Genomic DNA, 21764 nt, shown 5'->3' with positions numbered 1-21764 from the left:
GTGATAGATCATCGCCCGCAGCAACGTTTAAATTTCTTGCCGCTGCCGCACGGACAAGGCGCGTTTTTGCCGGTATCCGTGCTTGCCGCGACTTTGCCCGCGGCTTTGATGACGCCGTCCAGATAAAGCCAACGGGAATTGGATTTAACGAAGCGACTGATTTCGTGCATGAAATAGTCTTCGCCGTCTTGTCGGTAAAAAGCCTTAAACTCGACAATGCCCTTGCTGTCTTGGCCGCTGCCTTTTTTGGTGCTGACTATCGTCAGTTTTTGCCATTGCGCGGTTTCCTTGGAAAAGTCGATGGCTGCCGGCCGTTTGCTGGTATCCCAAGTATTCAATAAATAGCCCACATCGCGCCGGGCATAGGCACTAAAACGCGAGCGCATCAAGGCTTCCGCAGTTGGCGGGTAGTGTTCGCCGCTGTGATAGCGGCCGCAGCAATCGGCATAATCCAGGCCGGAGCCGCATAAACAAGTTTCTAGTGGGTCGGTGATTGTCGTCATAGCCGCAGATTTTACCGAAATAGACAAGCCAAAAGCCAATCTTAGCCGCTCTCGGCGGAACGTATCCGCGCACTGACAGAGCTGTTAGATGATGGGGGCCGGGCTTGTTATGATAAATTTCTAAGCTTTGGGGTTTTACGATCAGCGTATTTTCAGGAGGCCGGATTGAAAGTCGCATTAAACACACAAATTTTTCTGGGTGCCGTAATCGGCGTAGCGTTGGGCATGGGATTCGCCAAGTTGGGGCCGGACGCCGCGCTTAGCAAACAAGGTATCTACGTTTGCGGTCTATTGAGTACTTTATTCATGGATTTGTTGAAAATGGTCTTGGTGCCTTTGGTGTTTACTTCTATTGCGGTTGGGGTGGCAAATTTGCGCATGCATGGCCAATTGCATCGAGTCTGGCTGTCTACTTTGGTTTTTTTTGTGGTCTCTATGGCTCTGGCTATCCTGCTGGGCGTGGCGGCGGCAAATATATTCGAGCCCGGAAAAGGTTTGAATCTGGACTTGTTCAATAACGCTCTTCCCAACTTCGCCGCCAAGCAAATGAGCTTTGCGCAATTCGTAGCCAGCTTCCTGCATGGCTTATTCGTTAACCCGTTTGCCGCACTAGCGCAGGCCAATATCCTGCCCATCGTGATGTTTGCACTGTTGTTGGGGATTGCTTTGGTAGTGGGAGGGGATCGTTATCGCAATATCTTGCTGCTGTTGAAGGAAGGCTTGGAGTTGATGCTGCGCTTGGTCGGCTGGATTATGCGGCTGGCGCCCTTGGGCATCATGGCTTTGCTGGCGCAGTTGCTGGCGACGCAAAATCTGGCCTTGTTAAGTAGTTTGGCGGAGTTTGTCGCGGTGGTCATTGGTACCGCTTTGCTGCATGGCTTGGTCGTGTTGCCTTTGTTGTTAGGTATAGTTGCCAAGGTTTCGCCGCTGAAGTTTTTTCTGGGCGCCAGGGAAGCCTTAATCACCGCATTTGCCACCAGTTCCAGCTCTGCCACATTGCCCGTCACCTTGCGTTGCGTTGAACAGCATTTGCACGTCAAACCCGGTATTGCCGGTTTCGTGGTGCCGCTGGGTGCCACGGTCAATATGGACGGCACCGCGCTCTACGAAGCTGCCGCCGCATTATTTGTCGCGAATTTGGCGCGCATAGAGCTGGATTTGGCGCAACAATTGATCGTGTGTTTTACCACGATGATCGCCGCCATGGGCGCGCCGGGCATCCCCAGTGCCGGCATGGTGACCATGATGATGGTGTTGCAATCGGTTGGTCTCCCGACCGAAGCCATTGCGATACTGTTACCCATAGACCGCATACTGGATACGGTGCGGACCATGGTCAACGTAGAGGGCGATATGGTGGGTTGCTTAGTGGTACAGCGCTTGACGGATCGCTAGTTTTTTCTGCGGTTTATGAATGGATTACCCGATTGCGGCCGCTTTGCTTTGCTTTATACAAGGCGTTATCTGCGCGGACAATAAAGCTTTCCGGATTATCGCCGGATTGCAATCTGGCAACGCCTATCGACAAGGTGATTTTGCCTAGCGACTGGTTGTCGTTTTTGCGTTGCAAGCGGCTGGCTGCCATCGCGGTGCGAATATTTTCGGAGATTTCTACCGCCTTTTCGTGGCTGGTGTTGGGCATGATAATCGCCAGTTCCTCGCCGCCGTAACGCGCCACATGATGATGTTCCTCGGCGTGTTTCTTCATTAAATTTGCTACATATTTAATGACATTATCGCCGATAGTGTGGCCGTAAGTGTCATTAATGCGTTTGAAATGGTCTATGTCCAGCATCGACAGGCACGCGGTATCGGGTGCGGATTGTTCGATGATTTCGGCTAGGGTCATGTCGAATGCGCGCCGATTCAACAAGCCGGTTAAACCGTCGGTGGTGGCGATTTGTCTGGCTTGAGCCAGCTCGGTGCGCAATTGCTCCATTTCTTGGTTGGCTTCGGTCAGCTTGGTTTGCATGGCCTGACTGGTCATCGCCAGCGCTTTGGTTTCCTGAATGATTTCTTCCAAGATGGTTTTCAAGCCGTCTGAAGCGGAGAAGTTCTCCAAGATGACTGATTTTTTCTGAAAGCTGTCGTTGGTCTCTTCGGCCTTGTTGTAGGTTTCGTTGATCGCGCTGGTGGCTTGCTCGATGACTTTGTGCAGTTGCCGGTTGATTTGCTCGAAAGATTCCAAAGAGGCATTACAAATGTGTGATTTGTAAAGCTCGACGCTGTTGTCGTAATCGAAGGCTTTGTTTTCGGCGAGCAACGAGTCGACTGCTTTGTTTAAGCTCGGGTTGCCGCCGGCCACATAGTCGTACCAAATAGCGTAGTTGATGGGATTGGCAGCAACGTTATGACGCATCAATAATGGCAGGATTTGTTTTAGATGGCCGGCGTTAACGCTCGGCGAGAAATCGTAAATCGGTATGTAAGTGGTGCCTTTACTCATCAGATTGTTGTCGATAAACGTATAACGGTTTAAGTACTGCTCGCGCCGGGATTGTTAACCCTGTCACTGCTTTCGATTGTTCCGTATCAATGCGCCGGGTTTAGCGCTTAGTAGAACGTGCCTTAAGGTAACTGGGATGTGCCTTGCTAAATTGGGCTTGAAACACTTTGAGCCTCCAGACTTTCATTTTACGTAGTCATAAGCCTACATAAAAGTAACTTAAAACCGGGATTTTTCAATACATCCGGAAAATAACGAATTGCCTCAAATTAAAAGTAACCCAAGGGGTCATTAAAAACGGGTCGTTGCTTCACATTGTGTGTAACCGAAATCAAGCGGGTTACCACCATGGGAAAACACGAACGACGAGCCTATTTACAGGCTATCCAAAAACGTTATCGACAAAGTGATAGGGCCACGAAACAAACGATCCTGAACGAGTTTTGCGAAGTCTGCGGCTACGCCCGTAAGTACGCGATTCGTTTGCTGAATCGAAAAGCCAAGCCAACCGCTTCGCCTAGCAAACGGCCCGGCCCCAAGCGGAAATATCAAGCCGAGGTGTTGCTGGAGCCATTGAAGCGCATCTGGTTTGCTAGCGATCAACTGTGCGGCAAGCGCCTGAAAGCCGCGATACCGATCTGGCTGCCTCATTACGAAGATCAATACGGCCCCTTGGCGGATGGCGTGCGCGCCGACTTGCTCAAGGTGTCGGCGGCGACCTTGGATCGCTTGCTCAAACCCTTGCGCGTCCAGCACCCCAAAGGCTTGTCCGGCACCAAACCCGGGTCTCTGTTGAAAACCCAGATTCCCATCCGCACTCATCACTGGGACGAGACCCAGCCCGGTTTTGTCGAAGCCGATACTGTCGCTCACTGTGGCAATTCGCTGGCCGGCGATTTCGTCTGGAGCCTGACGATGACGGACATTGTCACCGGCTGGACCGAATGCCGGGCCACCTGGAATAAAGGCTCGCAAGGTATCCTGGAACAGATTCAGGCCATCGAGAACCTGTTGCCATTCCCTTTGAAAGGCTTCGATTGCGACAATGGTTCTGAATTTCTCAATCATCACCTGGTTCGCTATTTCACCGACCACCCGCAAAAGCCGGCGTTTACCCGCTCCAGGCCTTACAAGAAAAACGACAATGCCCACGTCGAGCAGAAAAACTGGACTCACGCCAGGCAATTATTCGGCTACGACCGGCTGGATAATGCCGCGCTGGTGCCGTTGATGAACGCGGTCTACAGCACGCTTTGGTGCCCTTTGCAGAATCATTTCTGTCCCAGTCTGAAACTGCGGAAAAAACACCGAGACGGCGCCAAAGTCGTGAAAAAATACCATGCCCCGCAAACCCCTTACCAACGGGTGATCAATCATCCTGACATTCCGGAAACCACCAAACAGACTCTCCAGGAACATCATGCCAAACTCAATCCATTTGCTCTTAAGGCCGCCATTGAGCAACAATTGAAACTCATTTTTTCACAAGTCCAGGTTACCTCTAATGTGAGGCAACGACTCTGATACTTCGGTTACCTTTTTCTATGAGGCAATACGATAAGCTGACGCACACAGTGTTTGCGGTTTGTGTGTAGGGGCCGGTTTTGAGGGGGTGAGTTTATCAGTGTAATTTTTTTCTAGAAATGGTTTGCGTGTACCGGCTGTTTTTCTAATGGCTGTCCGGAGAATGCAAACTCTTGGCAACCGCACGTGTGGCACGAGTATTTGCATCGCAAAGTTAACAAAACATTTTGCAGCAGCTCCAGTTTTGGATAGAATGCGCGTCCTTTAGTCGGGTGCTTAGCTCAGCTGGGAGAGCATCGCCCTTACAAGGCGAGGGTCGGGGGTTCGAACCCCTCAGCACCCACCAGACTATCGGAGGTTAAACATAGAATCTCCCACGATTCTTATTCGGTAATCTCAAGCGTCCCAATCAATACCCCTAAGGCAAGCGCTACGCCAATTCGTCGCAACGGATTCCTATTTTCGGCAAAATGGCAAGCTGAGTTTTGCCTTGCCATTGTTAGCTTTGCGGTTTAGCGAACTCTCCATTACTTCCAGCCCTTTGACTGGCCCAGGCCGAGCGCAAAACCAGAACTGTCTGTCTTATTGACGCCATTTTCAATCCCCACGATAAACACCAAATGCAGTGGCGGTCCGCTGTTGTTAGGCGCGTCCGCATTCCGGGAATAATCGGTTGATACGGCAACCTCGACTCCTCCCGCGCCTGAGTAAACCATCCGCTCAATTCGAAATCTTATGGCTAGGCCATCTAATTAGGAAATTGAAATTAAATGCCGCCGCTAACTCCTTGAGTTAAAAAACAAAGCACGCAAGTGCGGCTATTTAGTAAAAATTTCCCGCTGACAACACAATATGTTGTGCTAGAATTTCAACATAGACACTATATGCAGTATATCGCCGGACTGTATTGTTTTCGGTTTTAATCCAATAAACATCAACATCTTAGCCGTGCCGGAGCGGCAAGATAGGCCTATAACCATTCAACTAGAAAAGGGAATCCACGAATGACCGCAAAACTTCATGTTGTGACACAAGACGCCACCGAAATCCCGCTGCAAAGTGCTTCCCTGGATATTTGGGACAGCAAATACCGCTTAAAAACCAAGGATGGCAAAGCGATTGATGAAACCATTGATGACACCTACAAGCGTGTCGCCAAAGCCCTGTCTAGCGTGGAGAAAACCAAGGCGCTGCAAGAAAAACACTATAAAGAGTTTCTGTGGGCGCTGCGGAAAGGCGTGATCCCGGCCGGTCGCATCACCTCCAATGCCGGTGCCTTGGATCATAAACCGGCCACCTCCACCATCAACTGCACCGTGTCCGGCATTATCGAAGATTCGATGGACGATATTCTGCACAAGGTTCACGAAGCCGGTCTGACCCTGAAAGCCGGTTGCGGCATCGGTTACGAATTTTCGACATTACGGCCGCGAGACGCTTATGTATCCGGCGCCGGCGCCTACACCTCCGGCCCGTTATCGTTCATGGATATTTACGACAAGATGTGTTTCACCGTATCGTCGGCCGGCGGCCGCCGTGGCGCGCAAATGGCCACCTTCGACGTCGCCCACCCGGATGTGGTGGATTTCATCCGCGCCAAGCGTGAAGACGGCCGCTTGCGCCAGTTCAATTTGTCGCTGCTGATTACCAGCGAATTCGTCGAAGCCGTTAAAAGCAACGGCCAGTGGCCGTTGTCCTTTCCGGTTACCGAACGCGAAGCCAATGCCGATAAACTGGATTTAACCGATACCGACAAAATCGTTTGGCGCGATCTGCCCAATAAAAAAGGCTATGTGGTCAACGAGGCCGGCTTGGTGGCTTGCCGCATTACCAAAGTCATGCCGGCGCGCCGCTTGTGGGACATCATCATGTCTTCCACCTACGATTACGCCGAACCGGGATTTATCTTGATCGACAAAGTCAACGAGATGAACAACAACTGGTTTTGTGAGCACATCCGCGCCACCAACCCTTGCGGCGAACAACCGCTGCCGCCTTACGGCAGTTGCTTGCTGGGCTCGATCAACCTGACCCGCTTCATCGATAAACCTTTCTCTAAAGAAGCCCGCTTTGATTGGGAAGCTTATCGTAAAACTATTCGTATCTTTACCCGCATGTTGGATAACGTCGTCGAGATCAACGGCCTGCCTTTGGAAAAACAGCGCGAAGAAATCATTGGCAAACGCCGCCACGGCATGGGCTATTTAGGCTTGGGTTCCACCATTACTATGCTGGGCATGAAATACGGCAACGAAGAGTCTCTGGCATTTACCGAACAAGTCACCAAAGAGTTGGCTTTGGAAGGCTGGAAAGCTGGTCTGGAACTGGCGAAAGAAAAGGGCCCGGCACCTATCATGGACCAGCTGTTCACCGTCACCGGCGAAATGCTGCACAAACGCCCGGAAATGACGGCGGACGGTTACAAACTGGGCGACCAAGTGCCCGGTAAAGTGTTGCATGCCAAATACAGCCGCTACATGCAAAAAGTCGCGCAAGAGTTACCGGAACTGGTTAATGAACTGGCCGAAGTGGGCTGCCGTTTTACCCACCACAGCTCGATCGCGCCGACCGGCACCATCTCACTGTCGCTGGCCAACAACGCCAGCAACGGTATTGAGCCCAGTTTTGCCCATCATTACTCGCGCAACGTGATTCGCGAAGGCAAAAAATCCAAGGAAAAAATCGACGTGTTTTCCTTTGAATTGCTGGCCTACCGCGAACTGATCAACCCGGAAGCCATGCCGTACAGCCAGGATCCGGCTCAGCAATTGCCGGATTATTTCATCGCTGCCGATGACATCAGCCCCAAACAGCATGTCGATATTCAAGCTGCTGCGCAACGCTGGATCGACTCGTCCATCTCGAAAACCGCCAACGTGCCGACCGATTATCCGTACGAAGACTTCAAGTCCATCTACGAATACGCCTATGACCAAGGCCTGAAAGGCTGCACCACTTTCCGTTTCAACCCGGAAGTGTTTCAGGGCGTGTTGGTCAAGGAATCCGACCTGGAAAACACCACCTACCAGTTCACCCTGGAAGACGGCCATGTGGTGGAATTTAAAGGCAACGAAGAAGTGGAATACGATGGAGAAACCCACACCGCTGCCAACTTGTTTGATGCTTTGAAAGAAGGCTATTACGGCAAGTTTTGATAATCAAATTATGTAGGTTGGGTTAGCGTTAGCGTAACCCAACCTACACAGAATATGAGATACCCCCATGACCCTACACAAAATCAACAAAAAAATCGTCGGCTACAAAGTGCTGACCAAAGAAAACCTGGAAGCGGCCGCCCAGGCGGAAGCCGAAGTGGCAAAACCTTCCCTGGAGGAAATGCACGAAAATCTGGCGCGCCCGGAGATGCTGCTCGGCTCCACTTATAAGATTAAAACCCCGCAGTCCGAGCATGCCCTGTACATCACCATCAACGACATCATCTTGAACGAAGGTACGGTGCATCAGGAACGCAGACCTTACGAAATCTTCATCAACTCCAAAAACATGGAGCATTTTCAATGGGTGCTGGCGCTGACCCGCTTGATTTCGGCGGTGTTTCGTAAAGGCGGCGACGCCACCTTTTTGGTAGAAGAAATGAAGGCCGTATTCGACCCGCAGGGCGGCTATTTCAAAAAAGGCGGGGTCTTCATGCCGTCCCTGGTCGCCGAGATCGGCCACGCCATCGAATCGCACATGAAACACATCGGCATGATCAAGCCTGAAAAACTCAGCGATCACCACCAGCAATTACTGGATGAAAAACGCCGGGAGTTTGAAGCCCAGCATGGCGCGTCGGAAGGGCAGGCGTTTCCTGAGAAGGCTGTTTTATGTAACAAGTGCAGCACCAAGGCGATGGTGTTGATGGATGGGTGTATGACTTGTTTGAATTGTGGGGAGTCGAAGTGTGGTTAATTTGGTGCGGTTCGTTATAATCCGACGATGATTGAGATAGCGACGACCGAGTATTTTCGTAACGATGTGTTGCAAAAAAGGCCTTACATCAGACTCGAATGGTGCCAATCTGCATTGTCCGAACCGTTTCGCCGCGAAATTCAAGAAGACGGTAGAATTCGTCACTGGTTTTTCGTATCCGAATTAAATAAGTATTTGCGTGTTGTTACCTTGTCCGATGGCATAACCATCCACAACGCCTTTCCCGACCGGAGATTTAAACCATGAAATTGAGCTACGACGAAGCGACAGATTCTCTTTACATTCATTTAGCCGACAGGCCTTCGGTCGATTCGGATGAAGTCAGTGATGGTGTGGTATTGGATTTCGACGAAAACGGTGCATTGGTGGGGATCGATGTTCAACATGCAAGTCAAAAAGCGGATATTCAAAATTTAGCGGTTTTGCATTTGCCGTTGAGGGAGTTGCAGGCGGCTTAGAGATATTGACTGGTTCGGTTCAGTTTCGCCTTGAAGCATAATGTGAAGATGCAGAACTGAAGTAATCCTTTATGGAAGAATCCAAACGAGTCAAGAAATTACGACGAGAAGTTATCGCGGCGCTGCCAACGTTTCCCAACAATCGTGAAACTAAAGACTTGCTTGATGGAATGTTTTTAGGGAACTTGCTTATTCATTATCTCAATTGGGTAATCAGATACGTTGCAATTAAGCCGCGCAAGGTTTTAATAGAGCCGGCGGTCATGAGTGATCGGAGATGGTGCGACCTTAAACATCAAGTTTATGCGCTGCTTGAAAAAGTCAGAGATGGCGATAATTTAAATCCACATCTTTCTACATTGCCACAAACTCGTGGATATTCGCCATCAACTTCAGAAACGGAGCATGGTGTCGATCAATGGGTGGATAAAGATTTTCTGTTGAACACTATGGGGTTTCATCATTTTCATCTTGGTATGAAATCAGAGCGAAACGGATATATTGAGCGAACTAACGAATTGGTATTTGCAAATGTATCCCGGGAAATGTTCACATTAATGGGCATATTCGATCATTCAGTTTTTGAATTTACTGATAAATCCATGAGCGATGAGCGAAAACGGCTCTGGGCAATGTTCGACTCCTACATTACTCGTGGAGCTCCGTCCGGTACTGTTGTTCTTGCTACGCAAATCGCAATGTCAGGCCACTCAGTTCATGTAGTCGAAACAGCAGGTGAATATTCCAGGATTATTTATCAGATCGATTCAAAGCTGGATAGCATGGAATATGTACGTGATTTGTACGCGAGTAATAACTTAGCAACGCCGAAAAAATTGAAATTTGAATGGATGCTTAATTTTTCGGATCTTTTGCTTCTGGAAAAACATAATAATCATTTTTTTGTAATGCATCGTGGATTCAATTAATTAGTCTCGTAAAGGCGGGCACGGTTTTTGTGCTCAGGCGGGATTACCAATTTGGACCAACGATGATTCGCTAACGTAAAACTTGATTTAACGCCGGTTTACAGACCGGCAACCGCGATACTTTCGCTACGAAAACCATCCCTGGTTTTCGCCCTTCGGGCCCGCCTATGGGCTGTTCAAATTTGCTTCAGGCGAATTTGTGCGTGACCAAAAGAAAGTATCCAAAGAAAAGGCGACCCGAATGCTGCTTGTTTCCTGCGCTCCTCGCTTTTGCCGAGGGTTTTCGGAAGGGGCTTCCTGCCCCTCCGAAAACGAGCGGCATCCCTGCCGCTCCCCTGCGGGCCATTGTCTGCAAAACCTTCGGTGCTCGGCGCGGCATACGGGAGTAAACCAACCCCTTAAAGAATTCCTCGTTCCCATGCGCTACGTGGGAACGACGGACTTGCCCGCGCTACGGGCCTAATCGTGCCTATGCGCTATCTCCGCTAAAATCTCCGATGTTCGGCGTGGCATGCGGTAACTCGTCGCCTTTTAGGATGTGCAGAACAACGTGAAGCGCATCGGTTGTATTAAATAATGTATATCCGGATGTCCCGTGTGTATCTAATAATCCCGTGGACGCACTCTCAATGGCTTGGGAGAGGTATAAAAACTTCCCGGGCGTATGTAAAAATATCCGGAATGTGTGCTCGCCGGCTGTGGGGGCATGGACAAATGTGTTGGAGGTTCGGTCAAGGTCGCTGAATGCGCATTCGAGATTCACGAGGGTATGTTCGAAAGCTGGGTGGGTGCCTACGTGACATTTTTATGTGCCTTCGGCTTCATGGGGATTGCCTTCGCGTCCTTTGGAAACGCGATAAGGTGTGCGTTCCCAGACGCTCCGCGTCGTCTTGCAAACACCGCGTTGATGATTCATTTTTAAAATACGCATTTTTCCGAAATTAATCGACAGCATGGCAAAACCTAAAAAAATCAAAGCGAAGGGCGGGGCTAAGGATTCGGGCAAGGGGATTGGTGATGGATTCGTTTTGCGGCTGGGATGGCGATGTGCTGGTGCTGAATGTGCTCGGTACGCCATCTGCCAAGCAGGATGTAATTGGCAAACCCAAGGGTCAGCAACTGAAGATTAGCGTCAGCGCCGCGCCGGTGGGCGGCAAGGCCACCGATCATATGGTGCGCTTTCTGGCCAAAGAGTTTGGGGTGGCAACGGGCGATATCGAGGTAGTGATCGGGCGCTATAACATCAATAAACAACTGCGCATCAAGGCGCCCAGGCAATTGCCGGCGGTGATTGGCAAATCAGCTATGTAGGTAGCCGCCACGATCGCGGCACCTTTTATAATAAGCCTCAATGAAGCGTTGACGGAATCGAGGGGGCTATATTCAACGAATCTTCGATTGAATCGGGTTTATGTGATATGGATTTCAAAAACTGAGGTAAATGTGCAAGTACTGTCTTTGATTCTATCGCTATTGATCTTAAGCGCGTGTTCGACTCACCAACTGAAAACAATATCTTCGGAAAACGTTTCGAGTTACGGCAAGGACATTAAGCTTGATGTAAGCGGCGAGAACCTGGAGATTGTCGATAAACTCAGGCGTTATATTCAGGCTTCTTTATTAACGGCGGGATTTAATATTGTCACCGACGAGAATGCTACGCAGCTGGATGTGGCGATTTCGGCATTTGATCCGGGCAATGCCGCATTACGATTGACGGTAGGTTTCGGCGCGGGCAGGGGATCGTTGGTCTACAATGCAAAATACACAAAAAGCGGCAAGCTGTTAGTCGACTACGACGGCGCCGAGCGTTTTACCGGATTGGAATTTGCGCCCGGCACCCAATACGAGGCTTTCCGAAATTTAGGCGGCGAGGAAACATCGACGCTGATTTTGCTGGAAGAAGCGTCAAAGCATATTGTTGAACAGGCGACGATAAACGGGAAATAAACATTTCCGCTTGCTTAGTCGATTGGGTTTTGTGCCCAGTCGGGAGTCATTTGCAGAAAATGTTGGTTGTCTGAGTCTTTAAAATAAAAAAGGCCTTGATTAACAAGGCCTTTTAGTAATATGGCGGAGAGCTAGTCCGCCGTCGCGATGTCCGTTGGCGTCCTTTATTGTCTTTTGTGTGTTTTTAAATCGTTTAATAACAATTGTTTATAATTTTTCTGGTATATTGTTGTCCAACAAGAGCTTGTGATGTCTAAACCAATGTGGTGGGCCAAGTGGTGGGCTGTGAGGTGGCAATATGCTGAAAGCAAAAGAAATCGAACATGCAAAACCTGGTATGCATGCTGATGGCAATGGTCTGTATTTAAGGGTTCAAAAATCTGGATCTAAGAGTTGGATTTATCGATTTCAGCTCAATGGTAAGCGTCGTGAAATGGGATTGGGAATTCTTGAAGACAAACCAGTGGTTGATGTGAGAGCGGAAGTCTTAGCGCTATCAAAGTTGGTGAGGCAAGGTGTCGATCCAATTGAAGAGAGAAAGACTCAAAAATCGGCCTTAGTTGGCGAAGTCCGTAAAACTAATCCGACGTTTGCGGAGGTAGCTATTCTATATATCGAGAGTAAAGAAGATGGGTGGAAGAATGCAAAACACCGAGATCAATGGCGAAATACCTTGGCGACATACTGTATAACCTTCAATAACAAAACTGTTGATATGGTAACGGTCAATGACGTAGAAATTGCTTTAAGGCCGATTTGGTTATCGAAAAATGAAACCGCAAGCAGAGTTTTAACAAGAATTGTGCGCGTAATTAACTTTGCCGCTGACAAAGGCTGGGCTAAAGATGATGCGGAAACATGGTCTAGCCGTCTTCACCACCGTTTGCCTGTTGTTAAGAAATCCGAAAGAGTGATTCACCATCCTGCATTACCCTATGCATTCTTACCTGAGTTTATGTTTGACTTGCATAATCAGCCAGGAATGGGCGCTAGAGCGCTTGAGTTTGCAATTCTATGCGCATCGCGATCGGGTGAGGTTCGATTGGCTACTTGGGGCGAGATAAATTTTATTGAAAAGAAATGGGTTATACCTGGTGATAGGATGAAAATGAAAAAAAACCACACCGTTCCATTAAGTCACCAAGCATTACATCTGCTGGAGGTAATTCGACCTCTAAATCTAAACCCATCGGACTATATTTTTCCTGGCCAACGTCAAGGAAGGCCATTAAGTGATATGACGCTTAGTGCAGTAATTCGTAGAAACGAAAAAAATTGGCTTGATGAATTTGGTCAACTAGTAGTGCCTCATGGTTTTAGAAGCACATTTAGGGATTGGGCTGCAGAAAAAACTGAGCATGACTCTGACGTTATCGAGATGTCGTTAGCTCATGCGATAAAAAATGCTACTGAGAGAGCATACAGACGGGGAAATCTAACTGAAAAGCGGCAATTTCTAATGCAAGAATGGGCAAACTATTGCTACAGTTTGTAAAGAATCAATCTTCTATACCTAATTAATGGTGGAGTTAAATTAATTATTATCAATGGCAACAGGTGGTTTTTGATTTACTGGATGGTAATAGAATAAGCTTGCTCATTTTTTAATTTAGATATGACCTACAAATACTACAATACTCCATGCTGCTATCTTCGCGTGAGTTTAAAAGAACCCAAGAGCGACAGCGCGGACAATGTGTAAGAGCGATTTTATTGTCTATTATGTCTCTGGCTATCACCCATGCATCAGAGAAATTAATGCGACCTAATGGGTATGATTTTTTATAAGCATCAAAAGCAATAATAAGAATTTTGATAGTTTCGTCAGTTGACTTGGCAATTGCTGTTTGAAAACAAACAGCAAAAAGTGTTGCATCCATGTAGTTTTGCCGACTTCTTGTCAAGCCTCTGGTGGAAAACTTGATCGATCCTCTGCTAGGCGAACGGCCATGTAATTGACGGTATGTCTGCCTCAGAAGTTTGATTGGTAATCCCGTCGCTTGATGCACGATTTTAACTTTGGCATGGCGATTGAGCAGTTCTATTGCCAAGGTTTGTTGTTGATATTTTTTAAGCATTGATTTCTTCTCCCTAGTCGCCTGCACAGCTTATACCAAGCATCGCTTCAACTAAGAGGGGCATTTCCTTGTTGATGCTTTGAATAAACTGGCTCGAGAAGCGGGGACTAAAACACAGCCAATTGGAGTGAGCGATGAAGTCAATGTCTTCTAAGGATAATGATCCCAGTGCCTGACGCATGGATTCATCGGTAATGCCCAGAATCAATTCTGTCAGTACCGGGTTTTCTCTGGCTATTTCACGGGCCTTAATCAACCATGCATGATTGATTGAATAAATTTCTGCGTCACAGCCCAAATGATTGAGTGTCAACCGTTTGTCCAAATATCCTTCGAGATTTTGATATGCCGACCGCATCACGCTGTCAATGGCGGCGGCCATATTTTCGACCTTTAATTCCGATTTCAAAAAATCCGCTCCAAATTCCGCGACCAACGGTAAAAACAATTCGTGGAAAAACCCTAGGGTGATGGTTTTGACGCCCTGAAAATCAATCGTGAGCGATTGTCGATTGGCAAAACATTCGCGGGCCAAACGGGCTAAATTTTTGCCATGCTCCGGCTGTGGGATTTTTGCATCGGTTACTGTGACGACATCGATATGCATCGACCTTCTCCTTACTATCGACCGAGTTGTTTTTCCAACGAGCGTTCAAATCACGCGTTGCGTTTATGTTTGGATTTGAGCGAGGTCCAACGTCTTCGGCCCGATCGATCCGTCCAGACTTCGCAGATGGGGCATTGACTGAACGAAATATGTCGCTGATGAAGACCCAGGTAGCGAGCGCGGCATGTGTCGCAGTGTTTGAAAATCAGTTCTCCGGCTGCAAATTGGCCTATCAGATACCACGCGCGATTGATATCTAAAATCGGACTGTGACCACTGGATGCTGCAGCTTGTCTTAGTTCTGGTTTGTTTTTGGCCATGAGGCTCGCATAGAGCGCGTATGCAACCAAAAATTGATCAGCGCTGATGACACTTATTGAAAGTAGGTGTTTCAGATCTTGGATAATGCCGAGAAATAGCGAAGCATGAATATTATTAGTCGCTGAACGGACAATCCAATTATCATCGTAGGGCAGCATGCCTTGTTTGGGAGAACAGCCAGATACCCATTTGAACAGTCGTACACTTTGCTTGGGTGTAAGCTGGCATAGTCGACTGACCACGGGCGGACGCGCGCCCCATTGGATCAGCCTTTCGGCAGTCACCAGTTTGTGTCCCAGCAGGAACGAAGCTTCCAATGTCGTGCGCGTCATTTGCTATCTCCTTGATCAATCGGAGGAACCAAGCCCAAATAGGCAGCCAGCGACAGATTATTCGGGATACGAAATGGCACTAACTGAATCACGGCTCGCCCTGTTTCTGCATATTCTCGGAGTTGCTCCAACGTCATATCGGCAACGCCAGCGACATGGGTTTTATTCAGATTAAATCGCCATGCAGTTTCGACGGGATTGCTGCGAGCACATTCACGAACCAGTATTAGATATTCAAAATTCAAGCGGGCAAGATCTTCTTCCAAGGTTGGCATAGCATCCTCGACGGCTTAGCGACGGTTGAGGGCTATGCTAGTCATGCCCCGTTCGAAAGTCCCGCGAGCAAAGTGACCCATTTGGGGTCACAAATCGCGAGAGCGCTTGCCAGGTAAGGTCTTTGGGAGATGGGACCACCCTGTTGATTGAAACGCGAGAATGGACAAGTTGGAAGTCATCCGGCATGGCGCGGTGGACATGCAAGCGCATCGTTGATTGAAAAGTGATTCATGTATCCGAAAAATTGATCGAATGATGTATCAGCAGGCGAATCCCTATCCCGAATAGTGGGATTCCACATCCAAAGCGAATAGGTATTTACATGAACACAAAATCAGATGAACAAACGATCGAAACTTTGGCCTACGCCGCATTGAATCAACTGAACCATTATCCTCGGCAATTTGTCCGCGAAGCCTCGCGCTTGATTCGAATTAGCTACGGCTATATTTTTCTGGCGGAGTTTATTCTCAGTTTGACTTACATCACTTCGGGTGTATTCACCGGTTTGTTGTTGTTCAATGGGCTTGAGCATTTTTCAAGTTTCTTGCCGTATTTTATTCCCGTTGCGATCTTGGCGGCCTTGTTCAGCACGAACCCCCTCAAGCGATTAGGACAAGATAAAGTTCGAATTCGATTGAATGAAAATAACTGCCCCGGTTTGTTTGCTGAGCTGGCGGCATTCAATGCCCAACAAAACATTGGTCGATTGCCAAAAGTGTTTCTAACCGATACCGGGAATGGCAAGGCAGGATTTATTCCGCATTTCAATTTTCTGAGAATTCACTCGCCTATCCTGATGATAGGTCTGGAATGCCTACTAGTAATGTCGTCCGATCAAATACGCGGACTACTGGCACACGAGTGGGGGCATCTATCCAATCCGCTGCAACGACTAGCCACGCGTTTGACGCATGCGTTAATAACGTTGGCTTGTTACGAATGGGTGCTGACAAAATTGCGCTTTCATTCGTTTCAGAAAAAAGTGACCACGCTTACTATCCAATTGGCGGCCTATGATTCCGCATTACGCTACAACAATGAATACGCCGCCGATAGGATTGCGGCTGAGTTGGTTGGAAGCCACATGGCGGGCCAAAGTCTGATGGGTACAGCGGTTTTTAACGCCTGGTTTGGGGAAAACTACTGGAAACCGCTGACTGATATGACCCGGCACTTATCAAATCCCAATGTCTCACCCTACCGAGATTTATATGATTATTGCCGTCAGTACCGATTTTCGCAGGAAGAGTTGATGGCGACCATTCAGCAAGGATTGAAGGCGACTTCTGTGGTGACAGACACGCATCCCTCTCTAGGCGAACGGCTCGAAGCTATCCAATCCGCGCAAGCATGGACACTACCGACGGGGCCGTGCGCAGCGGAATCCTGGTTTGGTGATGCATTACCCATGGTTATGGAAACCATGGATCAACATTGGCGTAAGCACTACAAAAAGGGGTGGCGAAAACTTCATCTCCGCCATCGGAAGTCCCATACAGAAAGCCGGATGGGTGACTACATGGAGCAGCCAGCAAATGCAGCTTACCCAAAGCGCAGCGATATCGGGTCCGACGAATCGGATTGATAGGTCCTCTGACTTTTCGAGAAGGTATTATCTGTGGTACTGATGGAGCGCGGCAGGCTGTTGCTTAGGCATTTTTGAGTGCAAACCAGTCGCATTCTAACATAAAATTGTCTGTCGGCGGACGTCACGGATAGGAAGCATTGCCTCTCTCTGGCATCACACGGAATAACAAGGATAGCTATGAACAAATCAGCCACTATCATTTATCGCTTTTGCCAGCAGGCAACAGAGATATTCAATCAGCATCTGAGCAAAGATGCTGTCGTAAGCGAAAAAATCTGGCTGGATTTGCTGGAGCTTTTGAGTCACAAGCTCTATACCGAAAACTTGTTGTTTCGCCATTATGCGGAATGCAGCGATTATGAATTCATTGAAATCAACGGCAAACGTTTTAACACCGAAGCGTGGTTCTACGTGACGGATGTGCTGAGCCGCCGCTTGTCATTAGCCAACAAAATGGTCGAGCAGCCCACCAATATGCATGATTTGTTTTTGTTTTACCTGCAAACCAGCGAAGATCGCCGTTGGCAAGCCAGTACCCTCAGTCGTGGCTTCAAAACCTTAACGAACGCATTAGCCGAATTCTTTCAACCGGTGGCCGGCATCTTGATGCAGCACTGCCGAAAGCTCGGTCATCAGTACGGAGAAATTTCCAAACGGCGTCGCTTGCAATATGGGCCATTCTGGTTGGCCGTTGGCGATAACCATGCTGAAGTCGCAGAGGAACTCGCCTTAAATGACCTATTGGAGGCGTTACCGGTGCCACTGGTAGCGCAGCCTGCAGTTCCCAAATATTTTCTGCGTGTGGTGGAAACGCTGAACGAGCGCTACGCACTGCTCAGATCCTGTGGTCTGCCGCCCGAGCATTGGTATCACCGGGACGAGTTTTCCATCGGGCAATTGAAGCAATTAAAGCAACTGATAAAAGCCATACAGGCTAGCGTGGCGCAAGGCGTCAAGCGAGAAACCGCCTGCCGGGAGTGCTTCGAGTCATTCAAGGCCCAAGATCGCGACTTTTTGAATTTCGCCAGTTTTGAAGCGTTTTATCGTTTTTACGCCATGGAAACCACCGCCGCTCATTATTACAGCGATGAATTCGAGCCGGATGGTTATGAGGACATCTCTCCGCAGCAAAGCGATGCCGATTTGCTCAGCTTTCAAAAACAACATCCCCAGTTGTTCAATCCACTGACAAACCATGCATTCAGCGAATTGCTGGTCAATGGCATCACACTTCAAGCCTTGCTTAAGAATCCTGTTTTTAAGGATCTGAAAAAACAAAACGCCGAGTATGCCGCGCTATCGGACAGTAAATTGCTGAAACGATTGCAACGCGAACTCAGCGACATACTCGAGCACTACGTCGGAGATGGGACATGACAACTAAATTGACCAAACAACAACGCGCCAGGGTCGTCCAAGAACGTTTTGACACCCTTGACTGGCACGTACCGATGACTGCCGAACAAATGGATGACTTGTACCTGACATTACCTAAACGCTTGGATAATGAACATGTGATGGATTGGTTACGACGCATTCGCCGTACTTACGGCCGGCGGTTCCCGAATAGGTAATTCGAACAGTGAGCGAATACTTGGCGGGGCGTTAGAAGAAGTTAACGACGCCAAAGATTTTACGAAAACATTGTCGCTGACCTCGGTAACCTGGACGACCGCTCCCGGCTGCCTCCCTTTAGTTTGAGTCGGTGATTTTTGTTAGTCATCCCGAACGATACGGTTCGAGCCTTACCGTATTCTGCCGAACTAATAGCCACCAACCACTGCGATTTTGTACGAATCATGTTCAGCGGGTGGTTTTGATCTGGCTTCATTCCCATTGGCTACGAATTCAATTTCAGTTTGGAAAGCGGCGCGGACAAATTAGCTTGTTTCGACCACCGGCCATCCGTTTACCAAGCGGTAAGCTAGCGTGAGTAGGTAGATTAGTTGTAATACAGCTTCCGGTTGTCGCCGACCTAAGGTCAGTTTCTGCTGCAATGCCTCTAACCCCAAAGCGGCGAATTGTGCGTCCAAGGCATCGAGGCGGGTTGCCGAACAATGGGGGTAATCCTGTAAGGTTACCAAAGCGCTTCGGCAGAGTTCCGCCAGCGGCGGCTCGGAGGCTTGTTCGAACGGCCGACTTTTGAAGCCGCCTAGCAGGCGAGTTAGCAGGTCGAGACGGTGTTTCTCCGGCATTTGAAAATCGAGCGACTGCCAGTGTTCCCGGTAAACGCACAGCGCTTCGAATTGATGGGAATTGTTGGCGATGATATGGCGAACGACTAGATAAAAGTCCCGGGCGTTTTTCAGACTTTGTAAGTTCACTAGGCGTTCGGACATGCCTTCGGTATATGGTTGCCGGAGCAACAACCACTGGTTTCGATCGTTGACCAGTTGCAGCAGCAACTGTTGCCGGGTTTCGTCGAAGTCGCACGAAAGGCATTGCTTGATTTTGAGTAGGGCGTAGCCGTATTCGGGCAACGCGGTCAATTGCATCCAGTCTAGGGTATCGACCCATTCGAAGGCGTCCCCGGTCGGTTTGGCTTCGGTCTTTTGGCTTAAACTGAGGCCGTTACGTGGATTGTAGACCGCCGCTTGCAAGCGTAGATAGCGGCCCGCTAAGTGTTGGTTGATCGGTGCGCCTGACCATAAACTGCGGTTTCCCCAGGCGTCGGCAATGCTGAACCCCTGGCCTTTACCGCTACGCGCCAGACTGGCGCTGAAAAGTCGCCCGTCGGCGGCGAGAAACAGCATATTCAGTCCCAAGGCGCCGCTGACCGTGCGCCATTGATGGCCACCTAGACACAAAAGATGCAGCTCCGTTTCATGCTGTTCCTCCCGCTCAGCCGACGGCAAAGTCGTATCCGCCAGTGCATAGATTAACGCCAGTTGCTGCAAGATCTCCGCACTCGGGTCCAAACCCTGCGCTTGGCTACGGCGCTCCACCCATTCCTGCAATGCCAGTACGGCATTACCCAAGCGCTGCTTGCCGCAGCTTTTCAGTAGCGGTACCAGGCTCTCCAATTCGCTCAGGTTGGCTGGCTGCAGGTTTCTGATGCCGGTTTGCAGCAGGATGCAGGCTTGTGCTTTGACTTGTCCGCATAATTGTTCGCGCTGTAGTTGGCGTTCGCTTTGCGCCTCTTGCTGCTCCTGCTCCAACCAGTCGGGCCAAGCGGGCGGCGGCTGGTAGAGCAGCGTGGCGATCAAGCGCTCCGTGGTTGCGCCGGATTCGCACAGCACCGCATCTAGCCCTTCGCCTTGGCGAATGACGGCTTTATGCCCTTGCCAACTGACTTCGACATGACGCTCGGCGACGCGGATTTCGGCTTGCGGCCAAGCCCCGCTTTGCCACAACCGATAAACCTGGCGGCAAGCGGCTTTACCGGCGCTATTGAATAATTGGCCGTGGTCGAAAACCGGCGGCGAAAAATTGTGCAAGTCTTGTTGGTTGAGATAATCGATGGCCGACGCGACGATATGCTTGCACAGACCGGTTGCCGGACAGTTGCAAACGCTCTGTTCGATGCGGGCCGGCAAAATTTTGCCTTGCTGGCTTTCGAAATCGAATTGCCAGGCATCGCTTTCCTTGGCCGTCCATTCGACCTTGGTTTTCTCCAGAGATTTCGCTGCGCGCCGTACCACGCCGGGACTGCTGAGAATTTCCAGTTGCTCGATGCTGAACACGCTACAGCTCCATCGCCTTGGCCAGCCAATCGGCGAACACGTCCGGGCTCAACGATGCGATCTCCATGCCCAATTGCCCCAGCTTGGAGGTCGTCGCAAGGTCGTAAAACGGTGTGGCGTCGGCCGCCATCGCGGTAATGCCGAGCATTTTGATGCCGCTTTCCAGCATCTGCGCCGCTTGTAGCAACAGCGCACTGGGCGATGCGCCTTCTTCGAAATCGCTGATCGTGACGATTACGGTGCGCCTTGGTTGCTCGGCCAATTGCTGGCAGTAGCTCCACGCCTTGGCGATATGGGTGCCGCCGCACATTTGGCTGGACAACAATACTTCCACCGGATCGTGCGCCTTGGCGGACAAATCGACGACGTTGGTATCGAACAACACCAGCTTGAGGTCGACGCAGGGCAATCGCGCCAATATCCCGGCAATTACCGCGCTGTAAATCACCGAATCCATCATCGATCCGCTTTGGTCGAGGCATAAAATGACACGCCACGGCAAATGCTTTTGGCTACGGGAGCTGAAATAGATGGTTTGCGGCAGCAAGCACTGCCGTTGCCGATCGTAATACTTGAGATTGCGGCGAATGGTTTTGGCCCAATCCAGATTGGCCAGCACCGGTTGCGGCGAATTTTGGTGGCGGTTCAATCGGCCGCTGAAGGTTTGGTTGAATTTCGGTTGCAGTTGTTGCAGCAATTCGTCGACCACGGTTTGGATGATGCGCCTGACTTCCTGCATCAACTCGGGGCTTAACTCGGCCCGTACCGCCAGTAATTGCTTCAACAACGCCATGTTGGGCGTCAAGTTGCTGAGGCAGTCCTTGTTTTTTAACAATTCCTTGATGCCGAATTCGTGTACCGCATGGCCCTGAATTTTTTCCCGCACGGTTTTCGGAAACAGGCGGTCGGCTTGGTGCAGCCAATCGACCACCTGTAGGCGGGAATCGTCCAAGGTGCCGGAAGTACGCAAGCCGCGGCGCTCCAATTGTTTTTTATACAGTTGCTCCAACACTTGGTCTTGTTGGCTCTGCTGCTTGTTTAACGGCACCGAGCCTAAATGCTTGTTGGCGAAACGACCGAGTACCAGACGCCAGCGTTGTTCGAGATTGCTTGCCATGACGTCTGCTCCCTAA

Annotated in this window: 22 protein-coding genes and 1 tRNA gene; 14 read left to right on the top strand and 9 right to left on the bottom strand. The window is 49.6% G+C overall.

Annotation, left to right across the window (positions count from 1 at the left end):
• Window positions 1–8: 8 nt before the first annotated feature.
• Window positions 9–503: a YchJ family protein gene (locus JWZ98_RS14215; protein ID WP_205450586.1), complete on the bottom strand. Its 495-nt coding sequence runs from the start codon at window positions 501–503 to the stop codon at window positions 9–11.
• 165 nt (window positions 504–668) lie between these two features.
• Here JWZ98_RS14215 and JWZ98_RS14210 point away from each other — a divergent pair, with 165 nt between their 5' ends.
• Window positions 669–1898 carry a dicarboxylate/amino acid:cation symporter gene (locus JWZ98_RS14210; RefSeq protein WP_205450585.1) on the top strand — a complete coding sequence of 410 codons (1230 nt, stop codon included), beginning with the start codon at window positions 669–671 and terminating at the stop codon, window positions 1896–1898.
• A 13-nt stretch (window positions 1899–1911) separates the two neighbouring features.
• Here JWZ98_RS14210 and JWZ98_RS14205 read toward each other — a convergent pair whose 3' ends face one another.
• Window positions 1912–2949: a GGDEF domain-containing protein gene (locus JWZ98_RS14205; RefSeq protein ID WP_205450584.1), complete on the bottom strand. Its 1038-nt coding sequence runs from the start codon at window positions 2947–2949 to the stop codon at window positions 1912–1914.
• 348 nt (window positions 2950–3297) lie between these two features.
• On the opposite strand from JWZ98_RS14205, the gene JWZ98_RS14200 reads away from it, so the two are divergent.
• The 7 genes from JWZ98_RS14200 (at window position 3298) to JWZ98_RS14170 (ending at window position 9793) form a co-directional block, all read left to right on the top strand.
• Entirely contained in the window at window positions 3298–4473 is a 1176-nt protein-coding gene (locus JWZ98_RS14200; protein WP_205450356.1) for an integrase, read from the top strand.
• A gap of 270 nt (window positions 4474–4743) precedes the next feature.
• A tRNA-Val gene (locus JWZ98_RS14195) sits at window positions 4744–4819 on the top strand.
• A gap of 658 nt (window positions 4820–5477) precedes the next feature.
• Window positions 5478–7628 (top strand): adenosylcobalamin-dependent ribonucleoside-diphosphate reductase, encoded by a 2151-nt coding sequence (locus JWZ98_RS14190; protein ID WP_205450578.1) that lies wholly within the window; start codon window positions 5478–5480, stop codon window positions 7626–7628.
• Window positions 7629–7695: 67 nt separating this feature from the next.
• The gene (locus JWZ98_RS14185; protein WP_205450575.1) at window positions 7696–8385 is read left to right on the top strand and encodes an NrdJb; all 690 of its coding nucleotides are present in this window, start codon (window positions 7696–7698) and stop codon (window positions 8383–8385) included.
• Between the two features lie 27 nt (window positions 8386–8412).
• On the top strand, window positions 8413–8652 hold the full coding sequence (locus tag JWZ98_RS14180; RefSeq protein WP_205450573.1) for a hypothetical protein: 240 nt from the start codon (window positions 8413–8415) through the stop codon (window positions 8650–8652).
• Entirely contained in the window at window positions 8649–8864 is a 216-nt protein-coding gene (locus JWZ98_RS14175) for a DUF2283 domain-containing protein (protein ID WP_033155182.1), read from the top strand. The genes JWZ98_RS14180 and JWZ98_RS14175 overlap by 4 nt, the downstream gene beginning before the upstream one ends.
• A gap of 71 nt (window positions 8865–8935) precedes the next feature.
• Window positions 8936–9793 (top strand): hypothetical protein, encoded by an 858-nt coding sequence (locus JWZ98_RS14170; protein ID WP_205450571.1) that lies wholly within the window; start codon window positions 8936–8938, stop codon window positions 9791–9793.
• An 805-nt stretch (window positions 9794–10598) separates the two neighbouring features.
• On the opposite strand, the gene JWZ98_RS14165 is transcribed toward JWZ98_RS14170, so the two are convergent.
• A complete protein-coding gene (locus JWZ98_RS14165; protein ID WP_205450569.1) occupies window positions 10599–10748 on the bottom strand; it encodes a hypothetical protein in 150 nt (49 codons plus the stop codon).
• 62 nt (window positions 10749–10810) lie between these two features.
• Here JWZ98_RS14165 and JWZ98_RS14160 point away from each other — a divergent pair, with 62 nt between their 5' ends.
• The 3 genes from JWZ98_RS14160 to JWZ98_RS14150 all read left to right on the top strand — a co-directional run bounded on the left by JWZ98_RS14160 (window position 10811) and on the right by JWZ98_RS14150 (window position 13238).
• Window positions 10811–11104 carry a DUF167 family protein gene (locus tag JWZ98_RS14160; RefSeq protein ID WP_205450567.1) on the top strand — a complete coding sequence of 98 codons (294 nt, stop codon included), beginning with the start codon at window positions 10811–10813 and terminating at the stop codon, window positions 11102–11104.
• A 132-nt stretch (window positions 11105–11236) separates the two neighbouring features.
• Complete coding sequence (locus JWZ98_RS14155) at window positions 11237–11743, top strand: DUF4410 domain-containing protein (RefSeq protein WP_205450565.1); 507 nt, start codon at window positions 11237–11239, stop codon at window positions 11741–11743.
• Between the two features lie 298 nt (window positions 11744–12041).
• A complete protein-coding gene (locus JWZ98_RS14150) occupies window positions 12042–13238 on the top strand; it encodes an integrase arm-type DNA-binding domain-containing protein (RefSeq protein ID WP_205450563.1) in 1197 nt (398 codons plus the stop codon).
• Window positions 13239–13347: 109 nt separating this feature from the next.
• Here the strand turns inward: JWZ98_RS14150 and JWZ98_RS14145 are convergent, their stop codons facing one another.
• Genes JWZ98_RS14145 through JWZ98_RS14130 form a run of 4 tightly spaced genes read right to left on the bottom strand, consistent with a single transcriptional unit; the run spans window position 13348 to window position 15356 of the window.
• Complete coding sequence (locus JWZ98_RS14145; protein WP_205450556.1) at window positions 13348–13821, bottom strand: FlhC family transcriptional regulator; 474 nt, start codon at window positions 13819–13821, stop codon at window positions 13348–13350.
• A 13-nt stretch (window positions 13822–13834) separates the two neighbouring features.
• A complete protein-coding gene (locus tag JWZ98_RS14140; protein WP_205450555.1) occupies window positions 13835–14428 on the bottom strand; it encodes an STAS-like domain-containing protein in 594 nt (197 codons plus the stop codon).
• Window positions 14429–14478: 50 nt separating this feature from the next.
• Complete coding sequence (locus JWZ98_RS14135) at window positions 14479–15081, bottom strand: FlhC family transcriptional regulator (RefSeq protein WP_205450553.1); 603 nt, start codon at window positions 15079–15081, stop codon at window positions 14479–14481.
• Entirely contained in the window at window positions 15078–15356 is a 279-nt protein-coding gene (locus JWZ98_RS14130) for a hypothetical protein (RefSeq protein ID WP_205450551.1), read from the bottom strand. The genes JWZ98_RS14135 and JWZ98_RS14130 overlap by 4 nt, the downstream gene beginning before the upstream one ends.
• A gap of 359 nt (window positions 15357–15715) precedes the next feature.
• On the opposite strand from JWZ98_RS14130, the gene JWZ98_RS14125 reads away from it, so the two are divergent.
• From JWZ98_RS14125 to JWZ98_RS14115, 3 genes are all read left to right on the top strand, one after another.
• A complete protein-coding gene (locus JWZ98_RS14125) occupies window positions 15716–16945 on the top strand; it encodes a M48 family metalloprotease (protein ID WP_205450548.1) in 1230 nt (409 codons plus the stop codon).
• 180 nt (window positions 16946–17125) lie between these two features.
• On the top strand, window positions 17126–18325 hold the full coding sequence (locus JWZ98_RS14120) for a hypothetical protein (RefSeq protein WP_205450540.1): 1200 nt from the start codon (window positions 17126–17128) through the stop codon (window positions 18323–18325).
• Window positions 18322–18522, top strand: coding sequence for a hypothetical protein (locus tag JWZ98_RS14115; protein WP_205450539.1), 201 nt, complete (start codon window positions 18322–18324; stop codon window positions 18520–18522). Before JWZ98_RS14120 ends, JWZ98_RS14115 begins: the two co-directional genes overlap by 4 nt.
• 306 nt (window positions 18523–18828) lie before the next feature.
• Here JWZ98_RS14115 and JWZ98_RS14110 read toward each other — a convergent pair whose 3' ends face one another.
• Both JWZ98_RS14110 and JWZ98_RS14105 read right to left on the bottom strand, forming a co-directional pair.
• Entirely contained in the window at window positions 18829–20631 is a 1803-nt protein-coding gene (locus tag JWZ98_RS14110; RefSeq protein WP_205450537.1) for a hypothetical protein, read from the bottom strand.
• Between the two features lies 1 nt (window position 20632).
• Window positions 20633–21748, bottom strand: a complete 1116-nt coding sequence (locus JWZ98_RS14105) for a VWA domain-containing protein (RefSeq protein WP_205450535.1) — start codon at window positions 21746–21748, stop codon at window positions 20633–20635.
• Window positions 21749–21764: the final 16 nt, after the last annotated feature.

It is taken from the genome of Methylomonas sp. EFPC1 (assembly GCF_016925515.1).
In the GTDB taxonomy this organism is placed as follows: Bacteria; Pseudomonadota; Gammaproteobacteria; order Methylococcales; family Methylomonadaceae; genus Methylomonas; species Methylomonas defluvii.
This window is presented reverse-complemented; position numbering and strand designations above follow the sequence as displayed.

What these genes read in the sequence shown, in the direction of transcription:
- JWZ98_RS14215 (WP_205450586.1), bottom strand. Translation starts at nt 503, where the DNA reads ATGACGACAATCACCGACCCACTAGAAACTTGTTTATGCGGCTCCGGC.
- JWZ98_RS14205 (WP_205450584.1), bottom strand. Translation starts at nt 2,949, where the DNA reads ATGAGTAAAGGCACCACTTACATACCGATTTACGATTTCTCGCCGAGC.
- JWZ98_RS14200 (WP_205450356.1), top strand. Translation starts at nt 3,298, where the DNA reads ATGGGAAAACACGAACGACGAGCCTATTTACAGGCTATCCAAAAACGT.
- JWZ98_RS14190 (WP_205450578.1), top strand. Translation starts at nt 5,478, where the DNA reads ATGACCGCAAAACTTCATGTTGTGACACAAGACGCCACCGAAATCCCG.
- JWZ98_RS14185 (WP_205450575.1), top strand. Translation starts at nt 7,696, where the DNA reads ATGACCCTACACAAAATCAACAAAAAAATCGTCGGCTACAAAGTGCTG.
- JWZ98_RS14180 (WP_205450573.1), top strand. Translation starts at nt 8,413, where the DNA reads ATGATTGAGATAGCGACGACCGAGTATTTTCGTAACGATGTGTTGCAA.
- JWZ98_RS14175 (WP_033155182.1), top strand. Translation starts at nt 8,649, where the DNA reads ATGAAATTGAGCTACGACGAAGCGACAGATTCTCTTTACATTCATTTA.
- JWZ98_RS14170 (WP_205450571.1), top strand. Translation starts at nt 8,936, where the DNA reads ATGGAAGAATCCAAACGAGTCAAGAAATTACGACGAGAAGTTATCGCG.
- JWZ98_RS14165 (WP_205450569.1), bottom strand. Translation starts at nt 10,748, where the DNA reads ATGCTGTCGATTAATTTCGGAAAAATGCGTATTTTAAAAATGAATCAT.
- JWZ98_RS14160 (WP_205450567.1), top strand. Translation starts at nt 10,811, where the DNA reads ATGGATTCGTTTTGCGGCTGGGATGGCGATGTGCTGGTGCTGAATGTG.
- JWZ98_RS14150 (WP_205450563.1), top strand. Translation starts at nt 12,042, where the DNA reads ATGCTGAAAGCAAAAGAAATCGAACATGCAAAACCTGGTATGCATGCT.
- JWZ98_RS14145 (WP_205450556.1), bottom strand. Translation starts at nt 13,821, where the DNA reads ATGCTTAAAAAATATCAACAACAAACCTTGGCAATAGAACTGCTCAAT.
- JWZ98_RS14140 (WP_205450555.1), bottom strand. Translation starts at nt 14,428, where the DNA reads ATGCATATCGATGTCGTCACAGTAACCGATGCAAAAATCCCACAGCCG.
- JWZ98_RS14135 (WP_205450553.1), bottom strand. Translation starts at nt 15,081, where the DNA reads ATGACGCGCACGACATTGGAAGCTTCGTTCCTGCTGGGACACAAACTG.
- JWZ98_RS14130 (WP_205450551.1), bottom strand. Translation starts at nt 15,356, where the DNA reads ATGCCAACCTTGGAAGAAGATCTTGCCCGCTTGAATTTTGAATATCTA.
- JWZ98_RS14120 (WP_205450540.1), top strand. Translation starts at nt 17,126, where the DNA reads ATGAACAAATCAGCCACTATCATTTATCGCTTTTGCCAGCAGGCAACA.
- JWZ98_RS14115 (WP_205450539.1), top strand. Translation starts at nt 18,322, where the DNA reads ATGACAACTAAATTGACCAAACAACAACGCGCCAGGGTCGTCCAAGAA.
- JWZ98_RS14105 (WP_205450535.1), bottom strand. Translation starts at nt 21,748, where the DNA reads ATGGCAAGCAATCTCGAACAACGCTGGCGTCTGGTACTCGGTCGTTTC.